This window comes from Lysinibacillus sp. fls2-241-R2A-57 (genome assembly GCF_030209535.1).
Taxonomy (GTDB): Bacteria; Bacillota; Bacilli; order Bacillales_A; family Planococcaceae; genus Lysinibacillus.
This window is the reverse complement of the sequence record NZ_JARVRU010000202.1, coordinates 1-25,708: the sequence shown is the minus strand read 5'-3', so window position 1 is coordinate 25,708 and position 25,708 is coordinate 1. Positions and strand designations below refer to the sequence as shown.

The 25,708-nt window shown below is 34.8% G+C and carries 24 protein-coding genes; 6 read left to right on the top strand and 18 right to left on the bottom strand.

What is annotated here, in order from left to right:
• Nucleotides 1-86: 86 nt before the first annotated feature.
• The 7 genes from QRN68_RS24615 to QRN68_RS24585 form a co-directional block, all read right to left on the bottom strand.
• Nucleotides 87-446, bottom strand: coding sequence for a hypothetical protein (locus QRN68_RS24615; RefSeq protein ID WP_285399911.1), 360 nt, complete (start codon nucleotides 444-446; stop codon nucleotides 87-89).
• Nucleotides 447-702: 256 nt separating this feature from the next.
• Nucleotides 703-1,494, bottom strand: a complete 792-nt coding sequence (locus QRN68_RS24610) for a YwqG family protein (protein WP_285399909.1) — start codon at nucleotides 1,492-1,494, stop codon at nucleotides 703-705.
• 266 nt (nucleotides 1,495-1,760) lie between these two features.
• Nucleotides 1,761-3,590, bottom strand: a complete 1,830-nt coding sequence (locus QRN68_RS24605) for an ABC transporter ATP-binding protein (RefSeq protein ID WP_285399908.1) — start codon at nucleotides 3,588-3,590, stop codon at nucleotides 1,761-1,763.
• Complete coding sequence (locus QRN68_RS24600; RefSeq protein WP_285399907.1) at nucleotides 3,583-5,346, bottom strand: ABC transporter ATP-binding protein; 1,764 nt, start codon at nucleotides 5,344-5,346, stop codon at nucleotides 3,583-3,585. Before QRN68_RS24600 ends, QRN68_RS24605 begins: the two co-directional genes overlap by 8 nt.
• A 57-nt stretch (nucleotides 5,347-5,403) precedes the next feature.
• Complete coding sequence (locus tag QRN68_RS24595) at nucleotides 5,404-5,847, bottom strand: MarR family winged helix-turn-helix transcriptional regulator (RefSeq protein WP_285399906.1); 444 nt, start codon at nucleotides 5,845-5,847, stop codon at nucleotides 5,404-5,406.
• 290 nt (nucleotides 5,848-6,137) lie between these two features.
• Nucleotides 6,138-7,550 (bottom strand): sensor histidine kinase, encoded by a 1,413-nt coding sequence (locus tag QRN68_RS24590; protein ID WP_285399904.1) that lies wholly within the window; start codon nucleotides 7,548-7,550, stop codon nucleotides 6,138-6,140.
• Nucleotides 7,547-8,239 carry a response regulator transcription factor gene (locus tag QRN68_RS24585; RefSeq protein WP_285399913.1) on the bottom strand — a complete coding sequence of 231 codons (693 nt, stop codon included), beginning with the start codon at nucleotides 8,237-8,239 and terminating at the stop codon, nucleotides 7,547-7,549. The genes QRN68_RS24590 and QRN68_RS24585 overlap by 4 nt, the downstream gene beginning before the upstream one ends.
• Before the next feature lie 265 nt (nucleotides 8,240-8,504).
• Here QRN68_RS24585 and QRN68_RS24580 point away from each other — a divergent pair, with 265 nt between their 5' ends.
• The 3 genes from QRN68_RS24580 to QRN68_RS24570 are packed head-to-tail and all read left to right on the top strand — an operon-like array spanning nucleotide 8,505 to nucleotide 10,919.
• Complete coding sequence (locus tag QRN68_RS24580; protein ID WP_285399903.1) at nucleotides 8,505-9,416, top strand: ABC transporter ATP-binding protein; 912 nt, start codon at nucleotides 8,505-8,507, stop codon at nucleotides 9,414-9,416.
• A complete protein-coding gene (locus QRN68_RS24575) occupies nucleotides 9,413-10,171 on the top strand; it encodes an ABC transporter permease (protein ID WP_285399902.1) in 759 nt (252 codons plus the stop codon). Before QRN68_RS24580 ends, QRN68_RS24575 begins: the two co-directional genes overlap by 4 nt.
• A 13-nt stretch (nucleotides 10,172-10,184) precedes the next feature.
• Nucleotides 10,185-10,919 (top strand): ABC transporter permease, encoded by a 735-nt coding sequence (locus QRN68_RS24570; protein ID WP_285399900.1) that lies wholly within the window; start codon nucleotides 10,185-10,187, stop codon nucleotides 10,917-10,919.
• A gap of 292 nt (nucleotides 10,920-11,211) precedes the next feature.
• Here the strand turns inward: QRN68_RS24570 and QRN68_RS24565 are convergent, their stop codons facing one another.
• The 6 genes from QRN68_RS24565 to QRN68_RS24540 all read right to left on the bottom strand — a co-directional run bounded on the left by QRN68_RS24565 (nucleotide 11,212) and on the right by QRN68_RS24540 (nucleotide 19,301).
• On the bottom strand, nucleotides 11,212-12,330 hold the full coding sequence (locus QRN68_RS24565; RefSeq protein ID WP_285399899.1) for a GerAB/ArcD/ProY family transporter: 1,119 nt from the start codon (nucleotides 12,328-12,330) through the stop codon (nucleotides 11,212-11,214).
• A 33-nt stretch (nucleotides 12,331-12,363) separates the two neighbouring features.
• Nucleotides 12,364-12,600 carry a hypothetical protein gene (locus QRN68_RS24560; protein WP_285399898.1) on the bottom strand — a complete coding sequence of 79 codons (237 nt, stop codon included), beginning with the start codon at nucleotides 12,598-12,600 and terminating at the stop codon, nucleotides 12,364-12,366.
• Between the two features lie 2 nt (nucleotides 12,601-12,602).
• Entirely contained in the window at nucleotides 12,603-13,793 is a 1,191-nt protein-coding gene (locus QRN68_RS24555) for a Ger(x)C family spore germination protein (RefSeq protein WP_285399897.1), read from the bottom strand.
• Nucleotides 13,794-13,796: 3 nt separating this feature from the next.
• Complete coding sequence (locus QRN68_RS24550; RefSeq protein WP_285399896.1) at nucleotides 13,797-15,416, bottom strand: spore germination protein; 1,620 nt, start codon at nucleotides 15,414-15,416, stop codon at nucleotides 13,797-13,799.
• A gap of 405 nt (nucleotides 15,417-15,821) precedes the next feature.
• Nucleotides 15,822-16,862 (bottom strand): serine hydrolase domain-containing protein, encoded by a 1,041-nt coding sequence (locus tag QRN68_RS24545; protein WP_285399895.1) that lies wholly within the window; start codon nucleotides 16,860-16,862, stop codon nucleotides 15,822-15,824.
• A 279-nt stretch (nucleotides 16,863-17,141) separates the two neighbouring features.
• On the bottom strand, nucleotides 17,142-19,301 hold the full coding sequence (locus tag QRN68_RS24540) for a type IA DNA topoisomerase (protein ID WP_285399894.1): 2,160 nt from the start codon (nucleotides 19,299-19,301) through the stop codon (nucleotides 17,142-17,144).
• A gap of 435 nt (nucleotides 19,302-19,736) precedes the next feature.
• Between QRN68_RS24540 and QRN68_RS24535 the strand changes: the two genes are divergently transcribed.
• Together QRN68_RS24535 and QRN68_RS24530 are read left to right on the top strand one after the other, a co-directional pair.
• Complete coding sequence (locus tag QRN68_RS24535; protein WP_285399892.1) at nucleotides 19,737-20,777, top strand: flavin-containing monooxygenase; 1,041 nt, start codon at nucleotides 19,737-19,739, stop codon at nucleotides 20,775-20,777.
• A gap of 321 nt (nucleotides 20,778-21,098) precedes the next feature.
• The gene (locus QRN68_RS24530; RefSeq protein WP_285399890.1) at nucleotides 21,099-21,248 is read left to right on the top strand and encodes a hypothetical protein; all 150 of its coding nucleotides are present in this window, start codon (nucleotides 21,099-21,101) and stop codon (nucleotides 21,246-21,248) included.
• Between the two features lie 72 nt (nucleotides 21,249-21,320).
• On the opposite strand, the gene QRN68_RS24525 is transcribed toward QRN68_RS24530, so the two are convergent.
• Nucleotides 21,321-21,491 (bottom strand): hypothetical protein, encoded by a 171-nt coding sequence (locus tag QRN68_RS24525; protein ID WP_285399888.1) that lies wholly within the window; start codon nucleotides 21,489-21,491, stop codon nucleotides 21,321-21,323.
• 224 nt (nucleotides 21,492-21,715) lie between these two features.
• On the opposite strand from QRN68_RS24525, the gene QRN68_RS24520 reads away from it, so the two are divergent.
• Nucleotides 21,716-21,904 (top strand): hypothetical protein, encoded by a 189-nt coding sequence (locus tag QRN68_RS24520; RefSeq protein ID WP_285399886.1) that lies wholly within the window; start codon nucleotides 21,716-21,718, stop codon nucleotides 21,902-21,904.
• Nucleotides 21,905-22,370: 466 nt separating this feature from the next.
• Here the strand turns inward: QRN68_RS24520 and QRN68_RS24515 are convergent, their stop codons facing one another.
• From QRN68_RS24515 to QRN68_RS24500, 4 genes are all read right to left on the bottom strand, one after another.
• On the bottom strand, nucleotides 22,371-22,835 hold the full coding sequence (locus QRN68_RS24515) for a hypothetical protein (RefSeq protein ID WP_285399884.1): 465 nt from the start codon (nucleotides 22,833-22,835) through the stop codon (nucleotides 22,371-22,373).
• A gap of 93 nt (nucleotides 22,836-22,928) precedes the next feature.
• Complete coding sequence (locus tag QRN68_RS24510; protein ID WP_285399883.1) at nucleotides 22,929-23,825, bottom strand: hypothetical protein; 897 nt, start codon at nucleotides 23,823-23,825, stop codon at nucleotides 22,929-22,931.
• A 79-nt stretch (nucleotides 23,826-23,904) separates the two neighbouring features.
• On the bottom strand, nucleotides 23,905-24,549 hold the full coding sequence (locus tag QRN68_RS24505) for a methyltransferase family protein (RefSeq protein WP_285399881.1): 645 nt from the start codon (nucleotides 24,547-24,549) through the stop codon (nucleotides 23,905-23,907).
• Nucleotides 24,550-24,570: 21 nt separating this feature from the next.
• Nucleotides 24,571-25,368: a MerR family transcriptional regulator gene (locus tag QRN68_RS24500; RefSeq protein ID WP_285399879.1), complete on the bottom strand. Its 798-nt coding sequence runs from the start codon at nucleotides 25,366-25,368 to the stop codon at nucleotides 24,571-24,573.
• Between the last annotated feature and the right edge of the window lie 340 nt (nucleotides 25,369-25,708).

The window sequence follows — 25,708 nt, the reverse complement described above, 5'->3', positions numbered from 1 at the left end:
ACTAAAATTGAATTTGGCGATTTTTAGCTTAATTCAATTATTCTGCCCCGTTAGCACAATAAGGATTTAACAATTAGTGTTACGAATTATTTTAATGTGTTAGTTTCTCTATCTATTAGATGTTTACCTAAATCTACATTTGCACTTTCATACCCAGCAGTGACTTTCCAACCAAATATGTTATTTTGGATTTTCACGTTTGATGTCGTATTAATAATATCTGAACCATTTGTTCTTAATAACAAAAAATAAGTATTAGAAATATCAGTTTCAACAACATCTATTAACTGTGTAGAATCATTATCAAACACTGTTGTTATATATTTTTCAATTGCTTCATCACGAGTTGAAAAGTGAGTCGAATATTGATAAATACCAAAAGAAATAATAATTATAACCACGATTGAAAATAAGTACATCAATAATTTTTTATACTTATTTTTCATGCTGCCCCTCCCTCCTTTTATATGAATATTTGTTCCAGTCAATGCTAGAAATCGGTTACCTGTTAGCCATCCATTTAGCGCAAAACCCGCGCTATACACAGAGAATCAAAGATTATTACGTTCTTTCGTGAGAGTTTAATAAAGAAAAAAGAGCTGCCTATGCAACTCAATGATTTTTAATTAACACACCAGTTAGTTGAATAAGAAAACAGAGCTTATTAAACAATTGCGCGCGTTTGTAGTTAGAAATTGCTCTTCAGCCTGCATCAGACCTTAGTCTACTAAAGTCTAAATTTTTCAGTCGTTCTGTTTCGATAAATATCATTAATTTATCGCCGTCATGCCAACACCACTCAAGACTATCATCCGAATCAACTGTTAACAGTGAGATCCATTCTCCTTCAGGCGTTGGATCATATGCTAGTGAATAATGAGAAGGGTATCCTAAAAGATAGTCCGAACTTTTATGTAGAGAATCCCGGATTTCAGTGTATATGTCGCTCTGAACTTCATCGAAAGGCCAGTCCTTCAACTGGTATTCGTCATAAGGAATATCAATAGTCTGGAAAAACTCAATCACTGTGGTCATGCCAATATCTGCATGGGGCGGCATTATCGTCTCTAGATTCGTTGTTTCAGGAATATAGATACCATGAATATATCCGTCCTCAAACGCCTCTAGATAAGCATCATCATCATAATTATCATCTGCTACAAAGAGACTTAGAAGTCCTTCCGATGGCAGATCTCTATCAGTTGAATTGATTTCTTTGAAATTGATCTGGCCAAGGAAGCGATACGGCTTCTCCTCATACGTTGGCCATTCGCTACCAACTGGTAAATCAGGTGCTCCTCCAAACCGACTACAGCCCAATTGTGGTTCCGCATCTTTATTCCTAAGTATATCAATTGCTGGCCTCAACACTTGAGATAAATACTCTTTATGATTTGCAATTTTTGACTGTCCAATCATCTCTAGAAAATTATTCCTATTCATTATATCCTCCATACGTGTGTTTTTTTTAATGCGGTTTGAAATTTTCCCCATATTTAATTATACTTCATCGTAGTTCTGAGACAAATGTTTATACTAATAATGGAAAAAACTATATTACTTTGTTTATTGTTAACAACACTCTCAACTACTCTTCCCAATCTCCAAATCGATTTTAACATAAATATCCAACAAAAAAAATCACCTCTAGAAAAACTAACGAGGTGATTTTTTAAATCTTTATTTTAAACGATCAATCTTTTTTACAAAGCTACACTCTACCCTAGTAGCCGAAAGCGAGTGTATATGGGCATTCATTTTTAAGAAGCATTTTCAAACTGACTATTATAAAGATCCGCATAGAATCCTTTTTCTGCAATCAGTTCTTCATGATTACCACTTTCAATAACATCTCCGTCTTTCATCACTAAAATCAAATCGGCGTTTTTAATCGTTGAAAGTCTATGTGCAATAACAAATGATGTTTTTCCCACCATCAATTTATCCATTGCTTCTTGAATAAGTGCTTCAGTACGTGTGTCAACAGAACTAGTAGCTTCATCTAAAATAAGCAATGGCGCTTTTTTAACCATCGCTCTTGCAATAGTAATAAGCTGTTTTTGCCCAACAGATAAACTAGTTTTATCGTTTAAAATCGTGTCATAACCTTTTGGCAAAGTTCTAATAAAGTGATGCAGACCTACAGCCTTACAAGCTGCAATTACTTCTTCATCCGTTACATTCTCTTTGTTATACACGATATTTTCCTTAACGGTACCTTCAAATAGCCAAGTATCTTGTAGCACCATACAAAATAAGTCGTGAACATTTTTACGAGAAATCGACTTAGTCGGCACGTCTCCAATCATGATTTCCCCGCTATCTACTTCATAGAAACGCATAAGAAGGTTCACAAGTGTTGTTTTCCCTGCCCCAGTAGGTCCAACAATGGCAACTTTCTGACCTGCTTTTATATGAGCAGAGAAATCTTTAATAATAAGTTTCTCTTTCGTATAGCCGAACTTAACGTTTTTAAATTCCACATTACCTTCGACATCTTTGGCTTCTAAAATGGCTTTTTTATCACTTTCGTCTTCAAGTTCCGCTTCATTTAAGAATTCAAATACACGTTCACTTGCTGCAGCAGTTGCCTGCAAACTTGTAGCTGCCTGCGCTAACTGTGATAATGGCTGCGTAAATAAGCGGATATAAACCATAAATGAAACAATCACACCAAATGTAATGGAACCGTTCATTGTTAGTGCAGCCCCTACGACACACACAACAACATAGCCTAAATTTCCAATAAAGATCATGAGAGGCATCATCATCCCCGACATAAACTGTGCTCTCCAAGCGCTACTAAAAAGACTTTCATTGATTTCATTAAATTCTTGCTTTGCTGCTTTTTCACCGTTATAAACTTTCATGACATCATGCCCTGAATAGATCTCTTCAATATGGCCGTTCATTCTACCAAGGTCTTGCTGCTGGCGTGTGAAGTATTTGCGGGATTTGGAAATAATAAAGGTCATTAATACAAACCCAACAAAAGTTGCAGCAACGGCAGAAAGTGTCATCGTCACATTAATAGAGAACATCATAATCAAAGACCCAAAGAACATAACGACTGCTGTCACTAATGAACCAATGCTTTGGTTTAGAGACTGTCCAATCATATCCACATCATTCGTGACACGACTTAACACATCTCCATACGTTGTTGAGTCAAAGTATTTCAACGGTAATTTATCGATTTTTTTCGAAATATCTGTACGTAAACTTTTGGAAACTCGCTGCGTAATTGTAGCCATAATAAAGGCCTGAATGTAATTGAAAATAAAACTCAATCCATACAAAATAGCAAGGAGCAGACCAATTTTTCCTATAGCCGCAATATCAATCTCACCAGTAATGCCTTCTGTTATCAAATCGGTTATCTCACTAAGCTTATCGGGCCCAATGATCGTGAAAATTGTTCCTACAACTGCCAATACAAGGGCAAAGATAATCGCTGGTAAATAAGGTTTACAATAAGCAATCAACTTTCCCCAAGGCTTTTTAAAATTCTTTGGCTTTTCTCCAGGAGCTACCATATGACCTGAAGAACCGGGACCTTTTCTGGGCTTATTTGTCTGTATATTACTCATTTTCCAGCTCCTCCTTCGATAGTTGTGAATAGGCAATTTCCTGATATGTCTTACACGTTTTCAATAATTCACTATGTTTTCCCATACCAACGATGTTACCTTCATCAAGAACAATGATTTTATCAGCATCTTTAATCGTTCCAATTCGCTGTGCCACAATCAAAGAAGTTGCACCTTTCGTTTCTTTTTTCAAGGTAGAACGAAGTTGACGGTCTGTTTTATAATCTAAGGCAGAGAACGAATCATCAAAAATAAAGATTTCTGGATTTCGATTCACTGCTCTAGCAATAGAAAGACGTTGTTTTTGTCCTCCTGATAGGTTTGTTCCGCCTTGAGCAATAGCCGCATCATATTCGTCATCCATTTTCTCTACAAATTCTTTCCCTTGAGCAATTTCCACCGCTTTTTTGATCTCTTCATCTGTTGATGGGGTCTGGCCGTTACCACCGTAGGCAACATTAGATTTTACTGTACCTGAAAATAGTACGACCTTTTGAGAAACATAGCCAATCTTATTGTGAAGAGCTTCCTGTGCATATTCTTTCACATTAATGCCGTCGACTAATACCTCTCCCTCAGTCACATCATAAAATCTTGGGATTAAATTAATAAGCGTACTTTTACCACTACCAGTAGAACCGATAAAAGCGACAGTTTCGCCTTTATGTGCTGTAAAGCTAATATCTTTTAAAACATAGTCCTCTGCATTAGGATATTTAAAGCTAACATTACGCAGTTCGATTTCACCCTCGATTCCTTTAGGTGACGATTGCATTTCTCCATCAATAATTGTTTGAGGTGTATCTAGTACTTCATTAATTCGGGCTGCAGATACTGATGCTCTCGGCAGTAAAATGAACGTCATTGATAAAAGCATAAATGCCATAACCACCTGCATAGCATAAGCTGAAAATACGACCATATCACTGAACAAACCGATTCGATCCATACCGCCTGCATTATTAATCAAATGAGCGCCAATCCAGTAGATAGAAAGAGTTAAACCTGACATAATCAGACCCATCCCCGGCTGCATAAGGGCCATAAGTCGATTCACGAAAAGGTTTGTATCCGTTAAAGAGTTATTGACTTTATCGAATTTTTCTTCCTGATACGCTTGTGCATTATACGCATGAACAACACGAATACCAGTTAAATTTTCTCTTGTTACTCGGTTAAGATTATCCGTTAGTTTTTGAACGATTTTAAATTTCGGTAACACAAAGATGATCAGGTTACCTATCAAAATAAGTAAAACAAGGACAGCTACTCCTGTTGCCGCAGACCACTCCCAACTTTTCCCCATAATCTTCAAAATAGCCCATACTGCAAGGATTGGAGCCTTAATCATAACTTGAAGACCCATTGCAACAGTTTGCTGTATTTGCGTTATATCATTAGTAGAACGGGTAATAAGACTTGCGATTGAAAAACCGTTAATTTCCTCCATAGAGAAAGATAATGTTTTGTCAAATACTCCTTTTCGCAATTCCTTAGAAAGAGATGTTGCTACCCTTGCCGCAAAATAGCCAACAATGACCGCCAATATCATACTGCCAAGGGCACATAACAGCATCTTCCCTCCAGCTGCCCATATGTCGCTCGTTTCACTGCCCTCTGTTTGTACAAGGGTCGTAATTTTAGACATATAATCCGGCAACTTCAAATCCAACCATACTTGCCCAACAATGAACACAATACTGGCTACAATAAGCGTCCATTCTTTTGGTTTTAAGTATTTAAATATTTTCAACATATTTGCCTTCCCCCTCATTATAGTTAGCGTGCTAACTATATAAAAAATACAACTTCTTCATGATTCAATATTCTCTTTCATGGCATCCATCACTTCAAAAAAAACTTCAAGTTTCTCTTCTGGGATACCTGTTAGTAATTTTTGTTCAAGCATCGCTCTACGAATCATGATACTGTCATGTATTTTCAGCGCATCTTCTGTTAAGACAATTTTTTTAAGTCTTGAATCGTAGGGAACAGAATGCCTTGTAATCAAACCATTACTTTCCATGGATTTTAGTATTCTAGACGCTGTTGATTTGCGAATAGAAAATGCTCTTTCAAAATCCTTTTGAAACATATCTTTATCTTGGTTTTTATAAAGATAACTAATAGTCCAACCGTGCATTGCAGTAAGGTTATCCCTTTCTGTTAGAGTAGTGCATGCGGCTTGATCCAATTGTCTTCTCATCAAAAGGGACAATGTGCGCAACTCTAACCCAACTGATCTCCTTGTGCTCAATTTTTCTACCTCCAATATGTTAACGTCTAAACTTTAGTATTTAAAAACTAGTTTATAGTGTCCCTGGTGGAATATGGCATACTGATCTCAATACATAATAAAACGTAAGATGCTTATGCCTTTAGTGATTAGATCACGTTCAGACGTATTAATTCTGCCATATTGTCTGCAAAAAATCCAACAACAAGCATAACCACTTACTAAGTTTTAATAAGTGGTTTTGCTTGCAATTCCGTATATTCTCCAAAAGCAAAATAACTAATCGTCTCTACCCATACAATGATTAAAATCTATACTTCAATCGGGAAAGTAATATTATACTGAGTTCCTAATTGCGGTGTACTCTTTATGTCAATATCTCCCCCATGAGCTATAATAATTTGTCTTGCAATTGCCATCCCTAACCCTGTTCCTTGGTTGTTAGAAGATGCACTAGTTCCACGGTAATATCGATCAAATAAGTGTTCAATCGTTTCTTGATCCATACCGACTCCATCATCTTCAATTAAAACTCGAATTTGTGACAGATCTTCATGAAGGGAAATTTTAATGTTCGTTTCAGGAGGATTATGCTTAATGCAGTTAGCAATTAAATTTTCAAATGCACGTTTCATGTATCTTACATCCATATTAAAGACTATTTGTTCCTTACTTGATTCAAATGAAAACATCTTATTTTTCGATTCAGGCAATCCATACAGTTGTTCTAAAACATCTTGAAGAATATGTCCAAGATTATTTTGTTCTAATTGTATCGGGATTGCTTCATTTTTTAATTGAAATGTTAAGTTAAAGTCCTCAATTAATCGTTCCATATACGCTACACGATTCTCCATAATTTCGGAAAATTGACGTATCTTATCTTGTTCCCATTTATATTCACGTGAAGATAATAGAACAGTATAACCCTTTATAACAGACAATGGGGTTTTAAGATCATGCGAGACTCCTGTCAGCCACTCTTCCCTAGTCTTTTCTAATAACTTTTGGTCTTCTGAATTTCTTTGAAGAGTTGATGTAAGGTTAGATAGAGCCTGCGTCAATTCTTCATACGTTCTATATTTAGTTTTATTTCTCCACCGTTTTTTTTGATTAAACTTCCATATAGAAAAAGGCTCTTCATATTTATTATTCGATAGATTTTCAATCCAAGATACAATATGTAGTAAAGGAGCACCAAGTTGTCTTCCAAAAAATAAAGCAAGCAATATTCCAAGTATTATGATTGAAAGTATCCATAGATTATTTACCCAATAGAAAAACGGATTATTATTTGACATCGGCTTTCCTAAAACCCATGTGAGATTCTGGTTTTCAATAGTTTTATACCATGTAGACAGCTGATATCCTTTTTTATCGGGATACAGGTAATCAGAAACTAGTTCTCCTGGAGTATAATGTTCTTTTATATTTTGAGGTTTGTTAAAGGAAAATATCTCATCGCCATTTTCATCCAATATTTGCATCCACAATTTTTTTTTCAATAAAGCATCTTTAACCTTAGAACTGACTGAAAGTTTTTGATCTACGACACTCGTATGTTCCACAACATTGTTAATCAACAGTTGTGTGCTTTCTGTTTTGTTATGTCCAAGAAAGAAACTGAAAAGAATAATGGTTATTACAATGAGTAAGCTCCAAGTAAGCATTAACCAGAAAAGGCGTGATATGAAATAATAGGCAATACGATTTTTTAATTTCACAATAAGTCCTCTTTAGTGTCTACTTCAAAAATATAGCCTAATCCTCGAACGGTTTTTATCCATTTAGGTCTACTAGGATCTTTTTCTATTTTTTCACGTAAACGTCGTACATGTACCATCACTGTGCTATCTCCACCATATATTTCACCCCATACATCCTTATAAATTTGAAGTTTACTTAAAATTCGGTTGGGATGCTCGCAAAAATATAGCAAAAGTTTCATCTCCTGAGTAGGACACTCTATTCTTTCGCCATTAACGATCAGTTTTCCCATATTGGGATCTAGGGAAAAGTATGTGTAATCGTAAATCTGTTTTCTTACATGCTGTGCTGGAGTTTTAGTAGAACGTTTTAATTGTGCTTTTACACGAGCAACAACTTCTAATGGATTAAAAGGCTTTGTAATATAATCATCTCCCCCAAAACTAAACCCCTGTAATTTATCTAAATCGGTAGTTTTAGCTGTAAGAAATAGTACTGGTACATCTGTCTCCAAACGAATTTTATTGCATAAAGTAAAGCCGTCTGTATCAGGTAACATTACATCTAACAATATAATGTCTGGTTTTTTTTGAGTTGTTATAGAAAGTGCTTCTGCTCCATTCGTGGCAATTAAGATATTTTGAAAACCTTCCTTTTCAAAGACTGTTACTAATAAATCTAATATGTACTGATCATCATCAACCATCAGAATTTTATGATTCTCGATTTTAAAAGTCACCTACATCATCCTCTCTATTTCAATTATTATTTTACCTTAAACAGAAATATAAAAAGTCGTTAATAAAAGAATTAATACTCCGTTTAAATTTCAGAAAAATCAGAATGTGAAATCCGTAGCATTTCATGTTGGTTATTAAAATTTTTGAACTAGTCGTTTAGCAAATGTTTAGAAAGAGTTTCATTCGTGTTTAGTAAGATTCGTATACGATAGAACTGAGGTGAGGAAATAGATGAAAAATCAAATATTAGTGACAAACGAGCTTACTAAAAAGTATACACATCATACTTCAGTAGATGGATTAAACTTACGAATTGAACGAGGACAAATTTATGGATTTCTTGGACCTAATGGAGCTGGAAAAACTACAACAATTCGAATGTTACTAGGGTTAATTAAACCGACAAAGGGAAATATTGAAATATTTGGTCAAAGTCTAAAAAAAGATCGGCTTCAAATTTTACAACGAATTGGATCATTAGTAGAGTCTCCAACATTCTATGGGAACTTAACAGGACATGAAAATTTAGAGGCTGTTCGTAGGCTAAGAAACCTTCCAGAAAATCGCGTTAACGAAGTATTGGAAGTAGTAAGATTAACCAAAGTTGCGAACAGATTAACAAAAGAATATTCACTTGGAATGAAGCAGCGCCTTGGGATTGCTACAGCACTATTAAGCAAGCCAGATTTATTAATATTGGATGAGCCTACAAATGGTTTGGATCCGTCAGGCATTCAAGAAATAAGAGAGTTGATAAAAAAATTGCCTGAGTCTGGTATGAGCGTCCTTGTATCTAGTCACTTATTAAGTGAAATAGACCAGATGGCAACACAAGTTGGGATTATTAATTGCGGAAAAATGATTTTTCAAGATTCAATTGAGCAACTAAGACAAAAACGGAAACCATTATTAAAAGTAGGCGCTAGTAATTTAGTTGAAGCAAATACAATTTTAAAAGGAAAAGGATTAAAGACCGATTTGCAAAAAGATTTTTTGTGGCTTCACCAAACTGAGCCGGAGTTTGTTTCAGAAATCAATTCCATTCTAGTTCACTCAGGACTTTCTGTGTACCGACTTGAAGAAGTGAAAAGATCACTTGAAGATATTTTCTTAGAATTAACTGGCACTGAGGGAAGCTTATGAAAAATATATTATGGGCAGATAAAATCAAATTAAAACGTTCGTCGTTATTGATTATTGTTTCATTGGTTCCGTTACTTATCATTGCATATGAGTTGGTGAATCTCACCTATCGCGCTGAGTTTGTGGAAAAGCAAGCTGAGATGTTCGGTGCAGGCTCCATGTGGATGTATTTAATATATGACAATAGTTTGTTATTTGGTCTAGGTTTTCCATTAGCCGTTACACTTGCTGCATCAGTGATTGCAAATATTGAACATCAGGCAAATGGATGGAAACAAACCCTTTCAATGCCAATAGCAAGAGGAAAAATTTATTTGAGTAAATTTACTTGGTTAACGATTAGTCTATTCCTTTCAATTACTATTTTTCTGATTGGCATGGTTTTTCTAGGAAAGGTACTATCATTTGAAGGGGATATTCCTTGGGGCTTATTGATAGGCGATTGTTACGGTATGTTAATTGCAGTATTACCAATAATGGCTTTTCAATTTTGGCTATCAATGAGCATTAAAAATCAGGCCTTCTCTATTCTTATCGGATCAGTTTCTGCTATTATGGGGCTATTCTTAGCAGCTACCCAAACAACAAGATGGTTCCCTTTTGCCTATCCAATTCAATCCTCGACGGTTATATTGCAGTATGAAGGAATAGGATATAACCCAGATTTTTCGGCATTTCTTGTTGTTAATCTAATAGTAGGTATCATCCTATTTTTTATGGGGTCCATGCATTTTGCCAAACGGAATGTCCAATAAGGGAGGGATAATTTTGAAAAATATCTTATTTGTTGAACGATTAAAGTTAAAACGCTCCAACTCATGGTTACTTTACTTTATTGGTCCTATATTAGGTGTGTCATTAGCGTATATTAATCTCTTTAAAAACTATGACCTCTTTATGCAACCTGGAGAAAATGCTTGGAAAGAAGTGTGGACACAAGTCGCATTATTTATGGGCCCTTTTGTATTACCAATTTTAGTAGGAATATACTCAGCCCTTATTTGTAGAGGTGAACATGTGGGAGGCGGATGGAAACAACTACTAGCTTTACCTGTCAAACACTCAGACATCTTTCTAGGTAAATTTCTTACAGTGGTTCGAATGGTAACCATTACCATGCTAATTTTATTAATCTTTTTTATAGGAGTTGGTTATATAACGGGAATCGAAGGCAACCTTCCGCTCTTTACAATACTGGGGTATATAATTAAAGGCATTATAGCGTGCCTACCTTTAATACTTTTACAACTAATTATCTCCATAAAAGCTAAGACATTTGGCATACCATTAGCCATCAGTATTGTTTTCACACTTCCAGCCATTATTGTTGCTAGTACCCCATTAGGCCAGATTTATCCATGGACACAGCCAATGTTAGCCATGTCACCTGAGGATGAATCACCTATTCAATCTTATTTCTTATTTTATTCACTATTGAGTGGAACTTTGTTCATCTTACTAGTTTATGGATTGAAAAGTTTTAGTACACGGGACACATTTTGACCGATTTTCTACTTAGGAATGCAAAAGAATTGAAAAACGTCCTCTGAGATTTCTCGTAAAGGAATTAATCGTTTCCAGAGAGCTTGTGGTAAAAAACATTATAAGCCGTATAGTCTAAAAAAGAGCTATATACGGCTTATTTCAATGACCAATTATTATGACAATCTGGACATTGCCAATCCAAGTAAATACGACATATTTTCAAATCTATATTCTCTATGTATTATAGAGTTTCTATCTATGGTTTTTATCCACATTAAAGGCTTATCTATAGATTTTTCAAAATAATCTTCTATTCTTTTATTTCTATTTCGTTCCTTTTCGTTCTTTTTCGAATTGCATATACGACTATCAACAAAAGAGGTAAGAAAAGTCCGATTGATAATGTTAAGGAATTACCCGTTGTTTCGTCAAAATGCTGTTGATAGATGATATTAGGATAAATCACTAGTGAAAGGACAACAGCAATCATCCCTAACGGTAATGTTAAAGGGCGGTAATCTTTCAAATTCAGAATTTGTGCCATCCCTAAAACGGAGGCGTAAAAATAAAGGGTCGTCTTAAAAAAGAGAGTGATAACCCAAAGTGATGCCATTAATCCCTCAATACGCTGTATAAAATTCCCGACATTTATCTTTTTGGTCAATTCATAACTTGGATAAATCTCTCCTACAGTTTTCTCAAAACCTAATACTGTAACACATAAAAATGTAATAATGATGATGACGATGCCACCTATTAAGTTTCCAATGAAAAAAGCTTTTTTACCTTGTTTCATTTTATTAACAAAAGAGGGGAAAATCATTAAGAGAACAATAGCATCTACTGAAGATACTATGACATAGAAAATGGAAGATTGAACGATCTTTTTTGTCCCCATCTCATAGACAGGCTGTATATTTTCAAACTTCATTTCAGGTGAAATACACACAACTAAAATAAAAAAAAAGACGAAAAACACGACTATTAAGATTTCTGCAGTACGAGCGAAGGTTTCCAATCCAAGACGGACTCCCATCACCACAATACCCGCCATAAGAATATTAAGGACTACCATTGGAGTATTCGGCATCATATGGATGTTTAGGAATAGTCCAAAGTAATACAAAAGTTCAGAAGCATAAAGAAGTGATATGATTACAAAAAAAGCAGAAAAAGCTTTACCTATCCATCTTCCAAATAGTTTTTCAATGACTTGGACATAGGTGAGGTTAGGGAACCATTGTGCTATAGTGATGAATAGCCATACGACTAATAAACCGATTCCCGTACCAATTATAGTGGCAATCCAGGCGTCTTGCTTTGCGTCGGTTGCTAATGCTGATGGCACAGTCAAGATGCTCGTACCAATTGTAAATAAAATAACTAAAACTAGAAATTGGTACGAATTAATTTTAACGTCTTGCATCATTTCACATCATACCTTCCCCTCTACACTGTTCTATTATGTCAACAAAAGTGAAATCAGGTCATTAAGAGGTTTAAAAATAAAAGTGAGTAAATCAAATGGATTTGGAATAGATCTTTCAAATCCGAAAAGTGTAATACTTAGACCTACCCCAATTGCAAGAAGAATTGAAAATACAAGTAACTCTTTTTTATATTTTTTTTCCAAGAGAGGCGGAACTTCAATCCACACAATAATTGCCGCAATTATAAGTATTCCTATAGTTTTTATCATGATTATTTAACCTCTATCTTTTCTAAGAAGGAATTACCTTCTGTGCCCGTATGCACAAGTTTTACGTCTACTTTAACATTCACTGTCATCCCAGCGAATTCTTCATCCCAGTGCTCTTTAAGCTTTTTCCATTCTTTCGGGTTAGACCGATGAATGGCTTCTCCAAATCCAAATATGTCTGACTTATATTGTTTTTGTACCGTTTTAATGGTCTGATTAATGGTCTCTTCCATCTGTTTTTCAGTATTCTTCTCTAGCTTAACAATTGTTTCTAGTTCATTAAGATTAATTTGACACTCTACTTCCTCAACATTTCCTTTTACTTTAATATTGACATCCACTTCAGGCTTACCTTTGTTTGTTTTGCCTTTCATTTTAGAATCCACATGAATTATTTCTATACTGGCTTTCCCCCCTTCAGGACAAGATATAGCAGTTACAGATTTTTGTACTTCGTTGGTGATGCCATTATACCCTCTGCTTTCTCGTTCAGTTAACCAGCCTATCAGTTTATCTTTTTTAAACACCGCTAATTCATCATATCCAATTCGCGCAGAAGGAGTAATCGATTCCACATTCTGTTTGCTTGATCCCTTTTCTTGTTCACCTGTTACCAGAATCCCTGTAAGTACGGCTTCCTTTCCATCACTTGTAAGATCAGCTATCAACTCATCCAATGTAAAGCCCTTTGTTGCAGCCCAGGTAGCTTCTGAAGTTTTAAGGGTATTAAACATTTCATTGGCGGGTATATTTTCAATCGTTGTTGTGACATTCAGTACTTCCTCTGCGGTCCTATCCTTAGCAATAGCAACAAAGAAATCAGATCGAAGTTCCCAATATCTTGACAGTAACTCTAAGGATTCGGCTATGCCTTCTTTAGCTAAATCCTCACCAATCACAAGCATTCGAAGATGTCCAGGATATATTTTCCGAGGAGCTTTCTTTGTAATTTTTCGAAAGGCTTCATATACCGTTTCTCCGTTCTCCTGAAACAGGATGACTGGTGAACGCCCAGAACTTGTTTTCATGGATACTTCCGAAGGTACAACCACTTGAGCAGTTACTTGATATTCACCATCTACTTTATCTATTCCGATTGCCAACGTAATGCCAAGCTCATTTAATTCCCTCTTGTCCCAACAGCCTGTAAGAAGGGGGCTAAAAATCAGGAGAACCAACATGCACTTTTTCATCGTTTAACCCCCTTCAGACTCCATATTTTTTGGTGGTTCTGGTTTTGCAGAGGCTGAATCTTGTTGCCTAACGATATTTTGTTGACTGATTAGACGAGGTCGAGTAAACATTTTCCATATAGGCAAGAGAATAAACGTATCCTTTTGATCGGAAAGATTAAATGGAGCTATTGAAGACATATAAGGCACGCCAAAAGATCGCAAACTACATAAATGCAGAAGTAGAGCTATTAAACCAATCGTTATTCCTAATAAACCAAAAGAAGCAGCTATTGCCATAAATCCAAAACGTAGCATCCTCCCCGAGATAGCTAGGTTGTAAGTTGGAGAAACGAAACTAGAAATGGCGGTTATTGAAACCACGATTACCATCGCAGCAGAGATTATGCCTGCTTCAACTGCTGCTGTTCCAATTACAAATGCTCCTACAATAGAAATGGCTGAACCGATGTTTCGTGGCATTCTTAAGCCTGCTTCACGCAAGATTTCAAAGGTGACTTCCATTATGATTGCTTCAACAAATGCCGGAAATGGAGCACCTTCTCGTTGGGCTGCCAGACTTATTAGGAGTCCAGTAGGTAGCATTGTATGATTAAAAGTTGTGATGGCAATAAATAGTGCAGGTGCAAGCATTGCAATCGCAAATGCAAAAAAACGAAGAATTCGAATAAGACTTGCAATATCCGCACGTTGATAATAGTCTTCTGAAGATTGAAAAAATTGGACGAATAATGCTGGAACAATAAGGACAAATGGTGTTCCATCTACCAAAATGGCTACGCGCCCTTCCAATAATGCTGCAGCTACGACATCCGACCGTTCTGTATTGAATATAGTTGGAAAAGGTGAATAAGGTGCATCCTGAATTAATTCTTCGATATTCCCACTTTCGAGAATTCCATCGATATCTATTTTATCCAAACGTAAACGGACTTCTTTCACTATTTTGTCATTTGCAATACCTTTGATATACATCATGGCAACATTCGTTTTCGTGCGTTTCCCAATAACTTTCGACTCCATCCAGAGATTTGGATCTTTCAGTCTTCTACGAACTAAGGCTGTATTTACACGCAAATTTTCGGAGAATCCTTCGCGGGGTCCTCTTACTACCACTTGGGCTGATGATTCCGTTACTCCACGCTCAGCCCAATGCTTATTGGAAATGATTAAACCTTGGGCATATCCATCGATTAAAATAATCGTATCCCCCGATAATAGTCCAGTAAAAAGTTCTTCAAAATTAGTTAGTTCTTTAATTTCTCCTACTGTCATGGCAAAATCTTTTAATACGCTAATAAGATTTTGATCAGGAGATAGCTTTTTCTGTAATTCGGTCCCATTGATATCTATCATAAGCGTTTCTAAAATGAAATTTTGTAATGAGGTTGTATCGGTTAATCCATCTGTATAGATAATACCGGCTTTAATACTTTCTTCTTTTCCAAATCGAATTTCTCGAATGATAATATCCGAGCTTTTTCCAAGGGAATCTTTAATTCTTTTTATATTTTCTTGAAGATTTATTTTTAATTCATTTGTTGAACCTGGCTTCATCATTTGGCTAGTTGAAATAGAATTGGCATGCAATTTAGAATTACTTTTCTTTTTAAAAAAGCCCATAGACTACCTCATTTACTATTTATTTTTTGCGCACTTTTAATAATTTTATTTATAACTTTGCTAATCAGGAAAATATCGATTGATCCGTTTAAATCTTTTTTCGCTCAATGATAAATTTTTCCCCAATCAATACACCTACTATTTTTTTGAATTATACTACTTTTAATAACTAGCAAAATGTTTTCGACAAAACTTCTAATTAAGGGACAAAAAAAAGTAAATGGGAAAATGTACATCCCAAATCTACCAATAAATAAAAAAACTGAATGGATTAATATAGCTTTTTTCGACACTTGTACACTCAAGTGCAACACCCTGGACTTAATGAAACAACCACCTATCTATATTTGATAGGTGGTTGTTTGATAGGACAAAATTAAACGACTTTATTGCTTTAACACAAAATTATATTTTAACTAATAACTTAGTTGAAGCCTCTGTTACACAATCACCAAACGACTTAACTTCCTCTAAATAGTTGAACCCCGGAGGATTTCCTAGACGATTTAGTAATCTGACAGCTACCAGATTAAATTCAGGCATAACTAAGAGGGTTTGATTACAAATGCCAAGAATTTGAAATGACCCTTTTGGAACATTTAAACCTATTTCGCTGTTCTTTGTAGGATCCATTTGTACTTGCCACAGGAAACCATTCTTTGGCGATTCTTCTCCTAATAGTTTTGGACTCTGCATCGTTGTTGCCATTTTTAGTATCTCAGAATTAACAATCTGTTCATCGCCGATTTTCCCGTTATTTAAATGTAGATAGCCCCAATAAGCTAATTCACGGGCAGTAGAGAACATATTTGGGCGGTCGCCATCTGCACTGTTTCGAGTTTCAAATGAAGTATTTCCATCAGGTTCAAAAATTGTTAAAACCATATCATCAGAAGGTTCTGTATACCAACCAGCTTTTTTAAATCCTAAAGGAACAAAGATTTCTTCAGAAGCAATTTTTGCTACTGTTTTTCCTGTTGTGCGACGTATAATTTCAGCCAGCATTCGAATGTTTTCATCTCGATAATCCCATCTCTCACCAGCGTGGAAATAATTAAATAGATTTCCATCTGGATTTGTTCGTAAACCGTGTGTATGTGTAAGAAAATGTCTTAGTGTAATTCCTTTTAAAGTCTCTTCGTTTAGTTCCGGAAGATATTTCAATACTGGGTCATCAATTGAATTTATATGTCCGTTATAAATAGCCCAAGCCACGCAAAAACCAGTATAACTCTTTCGTACAGAAGCGATATGAAAGAGCGAATCCATCGAAATAGATTTAGCATTCCTTATATTTGAATGATGACCTTCATAATGCTCCGTTACAATCTTCCCATTTTGAATGATAATTAAAGATTGTCCAGAAGCCTGCACCACATTACGAGTATTTCTGACATGGTCTATAACGGAGTTATAATTCGTTGACAATTCGATTTCTAAATTCAAAAGTTATTACCTCCCCTGATTATGTTCTTTGGATACATTCTACGAAGCACCAAATTTTACCTGCTTTTGTTTTTCTATTACATCAAAAGGACAGTAGTCGGAGGCATACCTTTAATAATATAGCGAAATTTAGAATCAAAAACCTTTACCTAACACCACAGTGAGGACAATACTCTACATGATCTACTATCAAATCTTTCAGTGCTCTCTACAGACTTGCACTTATTTATTGTTTAGGATAGTAGAGAATTAATTCAAAAAGATTCAATATTTCAATCCTTATTTTTCAAATTCCATCTTCCAACTAAAATATTCATTGTCTGGATTTTTTTCATATTTTAAATGAGCATCGAATTTAGAGCCTTTTTTACTCGTTAAGCCTTTTACCAAGACCGTTCCATCGGCTAGCAATTTCTTCACCATTGTTTTCGTAGGCTTCTTCTTCATAGTGGCTAAAAATTTATCGTTTTTCCAGATGACAAATTTACAGCCCTTTTTCCAGTTACTGCAGCCGAATCCTTTTTGCCCTTCGATCACACCATGAGCACATAATGGGCATTTCCCTACTACCTCAAATTTCTTCTGCGCTCGTGTTACTTTGCTGAGTGTCACATCTTCACTATTTTTAATCGTATGAACCGCATTGACTGTAAAATTAACAATTAAATGTAGAAACTGCTCCTTCGTAAACTTTCTTTTTTCTATTTCCGATAATGTTTTTTCTAATCGACCCGTGAACTCTAAATCGAATAAATCTTTAACCGGAAATGTTTCTACTAAGTTTTTACCAAGCTCTGTACACACCAAATTTTTATTGTCCATAGCTATATAGCCGACTGTAATAAGTTTTTTTATCGTCTCCGCTCTCGTCGCTGGGGTACCAATGCTATATCCGCTTAAAATAGCAGCCATGATTTCATTACTCTCTTCATTTTCAACCCCTTTTCCACACGTCTCCATCACTCTAAGTAATGTTTTTTCAGTATGTTGTTTAGGTGGCGTTGTTGTATGGGCTGTGATCTTATGCTCGACAATATTTACTAGTTCATTTATATTTACTAAAGGAAGAATGACGTCATTCGATTTAATTTCTTCAACCTTTTTCCAACCTTCAACTAATTGAACCTTCCCTTTTGTTACGAACAATCCTTTGATATCACTACTATTCATTTTCGTAGAGATTCGAGTTTCTTCATATTCAGCAACAGGCATAAACTGCATAATGAAGCGATTTTTGATAGCATTGTAAACTATGGCCTCATCATTATTAAGCGACTTAGGGATGACATACGTCGGTATAATCGCACTATGGCTCTCTACTTTAGCGTTATCAAAAACACGTTTCTTTTTGGAAAATTGGATTTCATGTTCATACGGTAATCCTGTTTTCAACTTATTCAATACATTTGCTGTCTTCTCTACTAAACTTTCCTCTAAGACAACACTTGCTGTTCGAGGATAGGTAATATATTTCTTTTCATATAAAGACTGTGCTACTTTTAACACTTTATCTGAAGTCCAGCCTTTAAATTTACTTGTGATAAATCCTTGTAAATTTGAAAGATTAAATAAATACGGAGGATATTCTTTTTTCAGTTCAACCTTTTTATCCACAATCACCGCTTGTTTATTTATTAGCGCTTGCTGAATTACTTCTAACTCAGCTCTATTTTTAAATTTTTCTACTTTATTTTCGATATAAATGCCTACATATGCTCGCCCATCATCCGTGCTAAACGTAGCTACAAGCTTAAAGTAGTCCTCTGGTACAAAATTTTCTATTTCTTTATCACGATCATAAATTATTTTTAAAGTAGGCAGCAATACTCGTCCAATATTCAAAGCTTTTCCCGAGCCTTTTTGGTATTTCAATGTAGCTACAGAGGTTAAATTAATGCCAATAATCCAGTCAGCCCATTGACGGCTAATACCTGCATCCTGAAGAGGTTTCATTTCACTGTTAGGCATAATTTTTTCTAGCCCTTTAAGTACTTCCTCCGCTGTCCATTCATTTAAGAGCAGACGATACACCGGCTTTTGACTATTAAGCTGATAAATAATACTATCTCCTATAATTTGTCCCTCTCTATCAAAATCGCACGCTGAAATGACCATTTGAACATCTTGTCGCTTCATTAAACTATTAATGATTCTTAGCTGTTTTCTTGCCCCAAAATCTTCTTTCCCTCTTTTTTTAGGATCTGTCTTCACCTTATAACGAAAATGCTCGGGGATAAATGGAAAGTTCTCCATATGCCATTTTTCCATCTTTTTATCATAATCCTTGGCATCAAAAAGCTGTAATAGATGGCCGAAAGCCCATGTAATAACATAACCATTTCCTTCAAAGAAACCATCATTTTTGTTTTTAATTTTTAAAGCATCTGCAATGTTCTTCGCTACGGACGGCTTCTCAGCAATGATCATTCTAAGTCCCATTTTAGATCAACCTCCCCTATCCTTTTTCTCTTTCGAATTATTCATTTTAGGAAAACTTCATTAAGGCTCCTAAATAAACATACTGGTTATAAATACAATGTCATTTAACTACTATATATTTTTTTCACCTTTTTCATCTATCGAAAAATTATATCAAATAGAGCAGATTTTAGAAAATATATCTACTAAAAAATGCTCTATTATACTAGAATATTTGCACTTCTTTTTACACACACGATTGTAACAGAACATTTCCATCATCTTTCACCTCACAGGGTCATTATTCAAGAATCATCATTTGAGGATTCATACGTGACCAGAATAATCGACGAACACTACTTGACGTCTGAGAAAGAGTTGTTATAATGACGTTAACATATGAATATATGAACAAATGAACATATATTAATTTAAAATAGAAAGTAGGATAGAGCGATGTTAGATATTATTGTGATTGGTGCTGGACAAGCAGGATTAAGCATGGGGTATTATTTGCAACAAGGAGGCTATAATTTTGTCATATTCGATGGAGAAAAAAGAATTGGAGATACATGGAGAAATAGGTATGATTCCTTGATTTTATTTACACCTAAATCATATAGTTCACTGCCAGGGATGAGATTAGAAGGAGATAAAAACGCATTGCCTACAAAGGATGAAATCGCGGACTATCTTGAAGCATATGCTAAACATTTTTTGTTACCTGTGAAAATGGAAACGACTGTACTTAAAGTACAAAAAATAAAAAGTACATTTGAAGTCACTACTGATAAGGGGATATTTCATTCTAAACATGTTATCATCGCATCTGGCGCTTTTCAGAAACCGTTCATTCCTTCAACTTCCCAAAGTCTTTCACAAGAGGTGTTTCAAATTCATTCTTCCCAATACCTATCACCTGAGATGATTCCAGATGGTCCTGTTCTTGTAATTGGAGGAGGAAATTCTGGCACGCAAATTGCAACAGAGCTTGCAGAAAATCGCGAAGTAACCATTGCTATTAGCCATCCTTTTAAATTTTTGCCACTTACTATTTTAAGCAAAAGTATTTTTTTCTGGTTAGAAAAGATTGGTCTCTTATATGCAGGAACGGATACAAGGCGCGGATTATGGTTTCGAAAACAAAATGACCCAATTTTTGGCCTTGAGTTAAAGCATCTGATCCGTAAAGAGAGAATACATATTAAACCAAGAGTCATAAAGACACAAGGCAGAGAAATAATTTTTAATGATCATAGTAAAAGTAACGTGCAAAATATTATTTGGTCAACAGGATTTGTTCCTGACTACAAATGGATAGACATAGAGGGCGTTTTAGATGCAAATGGTTTTCCTCTTCATAAAAGAGGGTTGAGTCCAATACAAGGGTTATATTATATCGGACTACCGTGGCAACATCAAAGAGGATCGGCACTTATTTGTGGAGTCGGAAAAGATGCTGAGTTTTTATACTCGGTTCTGAAAAAGATGATTTAAGTTTATCAATTTCACCTTGGCGTAATTGATAATTGCTTCCCCACTTCCGTTTCATTAATAAGCTCTTCTTAACTGTTGCTCTATGTGCCATTAACCTATACAAAATCCCAAGGAAAAGACGACCACAGCTTTTCTGACCATTCGTCGTGTGTACCGAAAAGGGACGCTTTCTTTTTATATTTCGGGCTTACTTTGTTTTTAATGTTTTTACGGATATATGCAAGGTTAGCAGTACACTAATAAGGTTTACTTCAGTAAAATAAGGTATATTATATTTGTAGAATAGATTTTCTTCAAGGACAAGAAAAGTAGGTGAACAAAGTGGGGAAATATCAATTGGATACCAAAGGTAAGGTAGCTGTGACAAAGTATCATGAAAAACACAAGCCTGCCCAATTTGATAAAAAGCAGCAACTTGAAAAAATACGTGCGGAGTATTTGAAAAAGAAGCAAGAACAAACAGATAAATAATATGAATGAAAACCTAGGAAGACTAAAATCTCCCTAGGTTTTCTTTATTCGGAGTTCTTTTTTCAATTGAATCTACCAATAGTATAAGATAAGTACTAAAATAGCTAATACTGCGCAAATATTTACAATGACTATTGCAATTTTATTGACATCTTTATCTTCTTTCTGCTGCTGTTTTATCTTTCTATATAAAACTTGAATCTTTTTTTGCATCTGTTTTCTATCTTGATTTTTTTGGCTCAATCATTTTCCCTTCTTTTCAGATAAGATTATAGGAAATCAATATATAAAATTTTTTATTGAAATAAACTTCGCGGTTAGCTTAAGTACAAATTAATATTAACATAAATATCCAATAACAAAAATAGAGAACAATCCCGAATACCTTTACCTGTTACGAAACGAATTGTTTTGCTATCTACCACGTATTCGATAAACCGAAGCGTAATTTCAACTGAAGTATACTGATGAAAAAAAGAGGCGGTACCACCCCAAAAAATGGACGAAAATCAAAAGAAGAACGAGACGCTTGGCTTACGAAACAAGCAGAAATCAAAGACCAACTCGATCCCCCACTAGAAACACTATGGCAAGATGCACCCAACAAACCAAATTTGGGCATCAAAAAGTACAGTGATGGCAAAAACACGATTTAGTTTGGCTTTAAAGGAAGATTTTATTTCAAAGGTTCTTTATCTGCTAAACAACAACAAGTGGCCAACGGAATAACACCAAACCTTTGACCGCCTACTCGGGAAGTAGATCGGAAAATGCATGGAAGTTGCGCCCGAAAAATGTGGTGGGTTAGATTTCTTTGTATCTGTACCATATGTATTTTCAACCGTTATGAAAGTGACTAAACAGCTTCAGCTTTGAGTATTAACCTATATTAGCAAGCTCCTAAAAGTGTTTGACGAGCCCAATATTTGATACTGAAACTAAAAGTCCTATTTCAATAACATCAAATTAAATAAACGAAAAACAACTCGTATCATTGGCGTAGTTTTTTTTATTCTAATCAGCTTTTTATAATCTTCTTTCCCTAATTTGCACCTTTAATATAAATAAAAACAGGTTTTACTTCTTATTGAAGTCAAACCCTCGTTAGTTCAATAAGAACTGCTATAGTGGTAATGTTGCACCAATCAACTCGTCTTCCTGATTAAGATAGTCCAAAACACTCTGTATATCCTCTACATTGTAACTTTTAACAACGATCATATGCTTTATGTGAAGTCCTGTTGGATATACGTTTGGCTGTTGTAAACAGTTTCTTAACCGTTCTGGAGTATAAAGAATACACCATCTTTCACTTCCGTCACTCATTTTCAAACTTATTTCTATCCAATTTGTTTCATTAGCGTCATTTGATACTTCATCATCAAACTTCCAGCTTATTAAATCTATGACGTCCTCACTATTCATATTAAAAAGGTATAATGGAAACCATCTTATTCGTCCATTGTCACATTTAATACGAACCATTTCTTTATCATTATTTATATCAATTACTTGGTATGTATTTCCTCTTGTTAATGCTTCGGAATATGCACCTTGTTTTCGACAAATCAAATTCTTGTTTTTCATAAAACCTCCAAATTTAGCGAAAGTTGAGTTATAACAGCTCATCTGCAATCATTTATGCATTTTCCGCAAGCTCCCGCTTTCTTTTCGGTATAGTTATTTTCCAAACTGGTTAATGTAGGCTTCTCGATAATTATAGGGAACAGCCTTTTCATCCACAATTCCATTTACAGTTCTGCCACCATATCCGCCTCCATCTGCACAGTACTTCTGATTATCAAAAGTCGCAGGAAATTCAAACGAATGGATGACATCAAAATCGATCATGCCTTTTAACTCATCACATTCTTCCTTTGTTATTTTTTTATAACTGTCTACTAAAAATGAACAGTACATATCATAAACAATATCTGCATATTCTGCGGGCGACATTTTTTCATTAAAACCATTATAATTGCATGATATACTGATATCCTTCAGTTTACTTCCCCTCATCGCTGGGCGGAACTTTTTGGTCTCTGTGTTGTATGCGGAATCATAAAAGAACTTATGACGTTTGTATATCGGCCCCATAAACAAGGTTATCGCCATACTGTTTTTTTGCAAAATCCTTTTTTCCATCAACAGAGTGCTTTCCAAAAAAGACCATATATATTCGCTAATTCTATAGTCCACGCGTGGTCTTCTAAACATAATCTCAGGTTTGCATATTTCATCGTCTTCATCTTCGTGACTCCAAAATCGGCTGATTATCATGGTTTTTGTATTTTCTTCACAGTTATCACTAATTTTCGTTAGCGAAAGCTCTCTGACATAAAGAGATACTTTTTGCAGTAGCATTCTAAAATCGTTTTCGTTAAACGTTATCAAAACACAAGTTTCAGATTCAGAATCACTTTCAATGACTTCTTTAAAAGTAACTTTTTCTTGTTTAAGTTTATCGAAAATGTAATTGGTCCAACCGTATCCGTCAGAAATATACAACATTTCCTCTAATTTGCGATTAAGCTTTTCAAAACCACCAGTTGGTGAAAACTCTAATGAATAACTCAATGTTTCATTTCCCTTATGAAAAAAATTACGTAAATTGCAATTAATGTAAGTGATAAACCCTTCATTCCCATGCTACTATTTACCAAACGAAAGGAATTAGTTTTTTAGTTTTCTGTTTATATATTGTAAATTGTTCTCCGTACTTGTTTTGTAAGTAGTCATCAGATTTTGGAATATAGCCAAAAACAAATACTAAGAATAAGCTTAGAGGGATAAGCAAACTATAAATATTGTTGGAGATTAGCGCTAAACCTAGTACCCAAAGACAATCTCCAAGATAATTAATATGAATCGCATATTTAAATAATCCACCTGTATATAGTTTACCTTGGTTTTCAGGATTGTCTTTAAAAGGTTTTCTAAGTAACTCTGAAACTGTGTTTAACATACTGCCACCTAAAAATAATACCCAGCCTACAATAAGTACTGTTACGTTTGGATCCTGATTACTAGTAATCATTAAAATGGGGAAACCTAAATAATAAATCCCAAAAGCTATACTGTTCATGATGGCTTCTTGCCATGCAATCCCCCTAGGCAACCATATAAACATCATAGCTGTTAATCGTAAAGCTGTAATAATTAAAGCAATAAAAAGTCCAAGTGAAATGCCTGATTTGTCATATGTAATGAAAAGCAAATAATAGGCAATGATTAAATAGATAATCTCAGCAACTAATATCAAGATTTTTTCTTTTATCGTTGACTTTTTTATACCATACATTGCAAGACGCTCCTTCATTTTTTACTTTATAGGAAAATATACCTCTATGATATTACTCTCCTCCGGTGTACTATAGGGGTCCGTTTGATAAACTTCAAACGGAGCACCGTTCAGTTTATAGTTATTTTCCTCAATCCAAACATGCAGCTTTGTATGAATAGAAGGTAAATCATCGTAAGAGCCAATAAGCACAGCCATTGCGCAAAGACCTGGATTAAACACTTTTGTTTCATTTGTGGCCATTGCAAGGGGAATCGCCATTTCTATATCATAATTTTCAGGTTCATATTCTGAACTATGGAAAATAGCAAGTGGCTTTGCAATAGCTGATAATTTTTCAAACATAATTTTACAAAACAACTCATTAAAGTGTAATAGAAAATCAGCGGTATTCATTTGTTTTCGTTGAGATAATATATTATAGGATAAGTGATCCACAAGTTTAATCTCAATCTGATCTAAATAACCCATGATATTTTTCTCTTCATCTAACAGTTGAATATCAAGCTTTAATTTTTTTAACAACGAAGAATAATATGTAATCTGTTGTGTCAGATTTTGTTGTTTCGCTTTCATTTTAGAGTTAAAAAGTTCAGTATCCTCCCAATTAGCTAAAATAACCTTAATTTCTTCTAACGAAAATAAATAGCTTTTTAAGCGTGCAATCAATAAAGCTGTTTCTAATTGAGAAATATTATAATAACGATAGTTATTTTTAGCGTCTATGAAAGCAGGTTTTAAAAGTCCAATTTCATCATAGTAGCGAAGAGTTTTCAATGTGAGATGTGATATTTTTGAAAACTCACCAATTGTCAACATAACAATCACCTCCTGTTATAAATATAATGTTTCCTGTAAGGGGAGGGTCAATCAATACAGCTAAATTTTTTTAGGTCAATAAGATATTGGTAAAATTCAGGAGTAATCGATTATGAGACTGCATCAGGAAGAATTTTATTGAATTTGATTTAAACCTTAAGTTGGGTGTACACTCACAGGGGATTTTTATTTTTCTAGTAACACCTTTTGGTCAATGCCACGTGCATTTTGAGATAAATAAAAAGAATCCATTTTTAAAGAATTAATCAAAATGGACTCTTATATCAGGTGTGTTGATTAACCATTTTTATCCACCCTAATTAAATTAGAAGGATCTGAT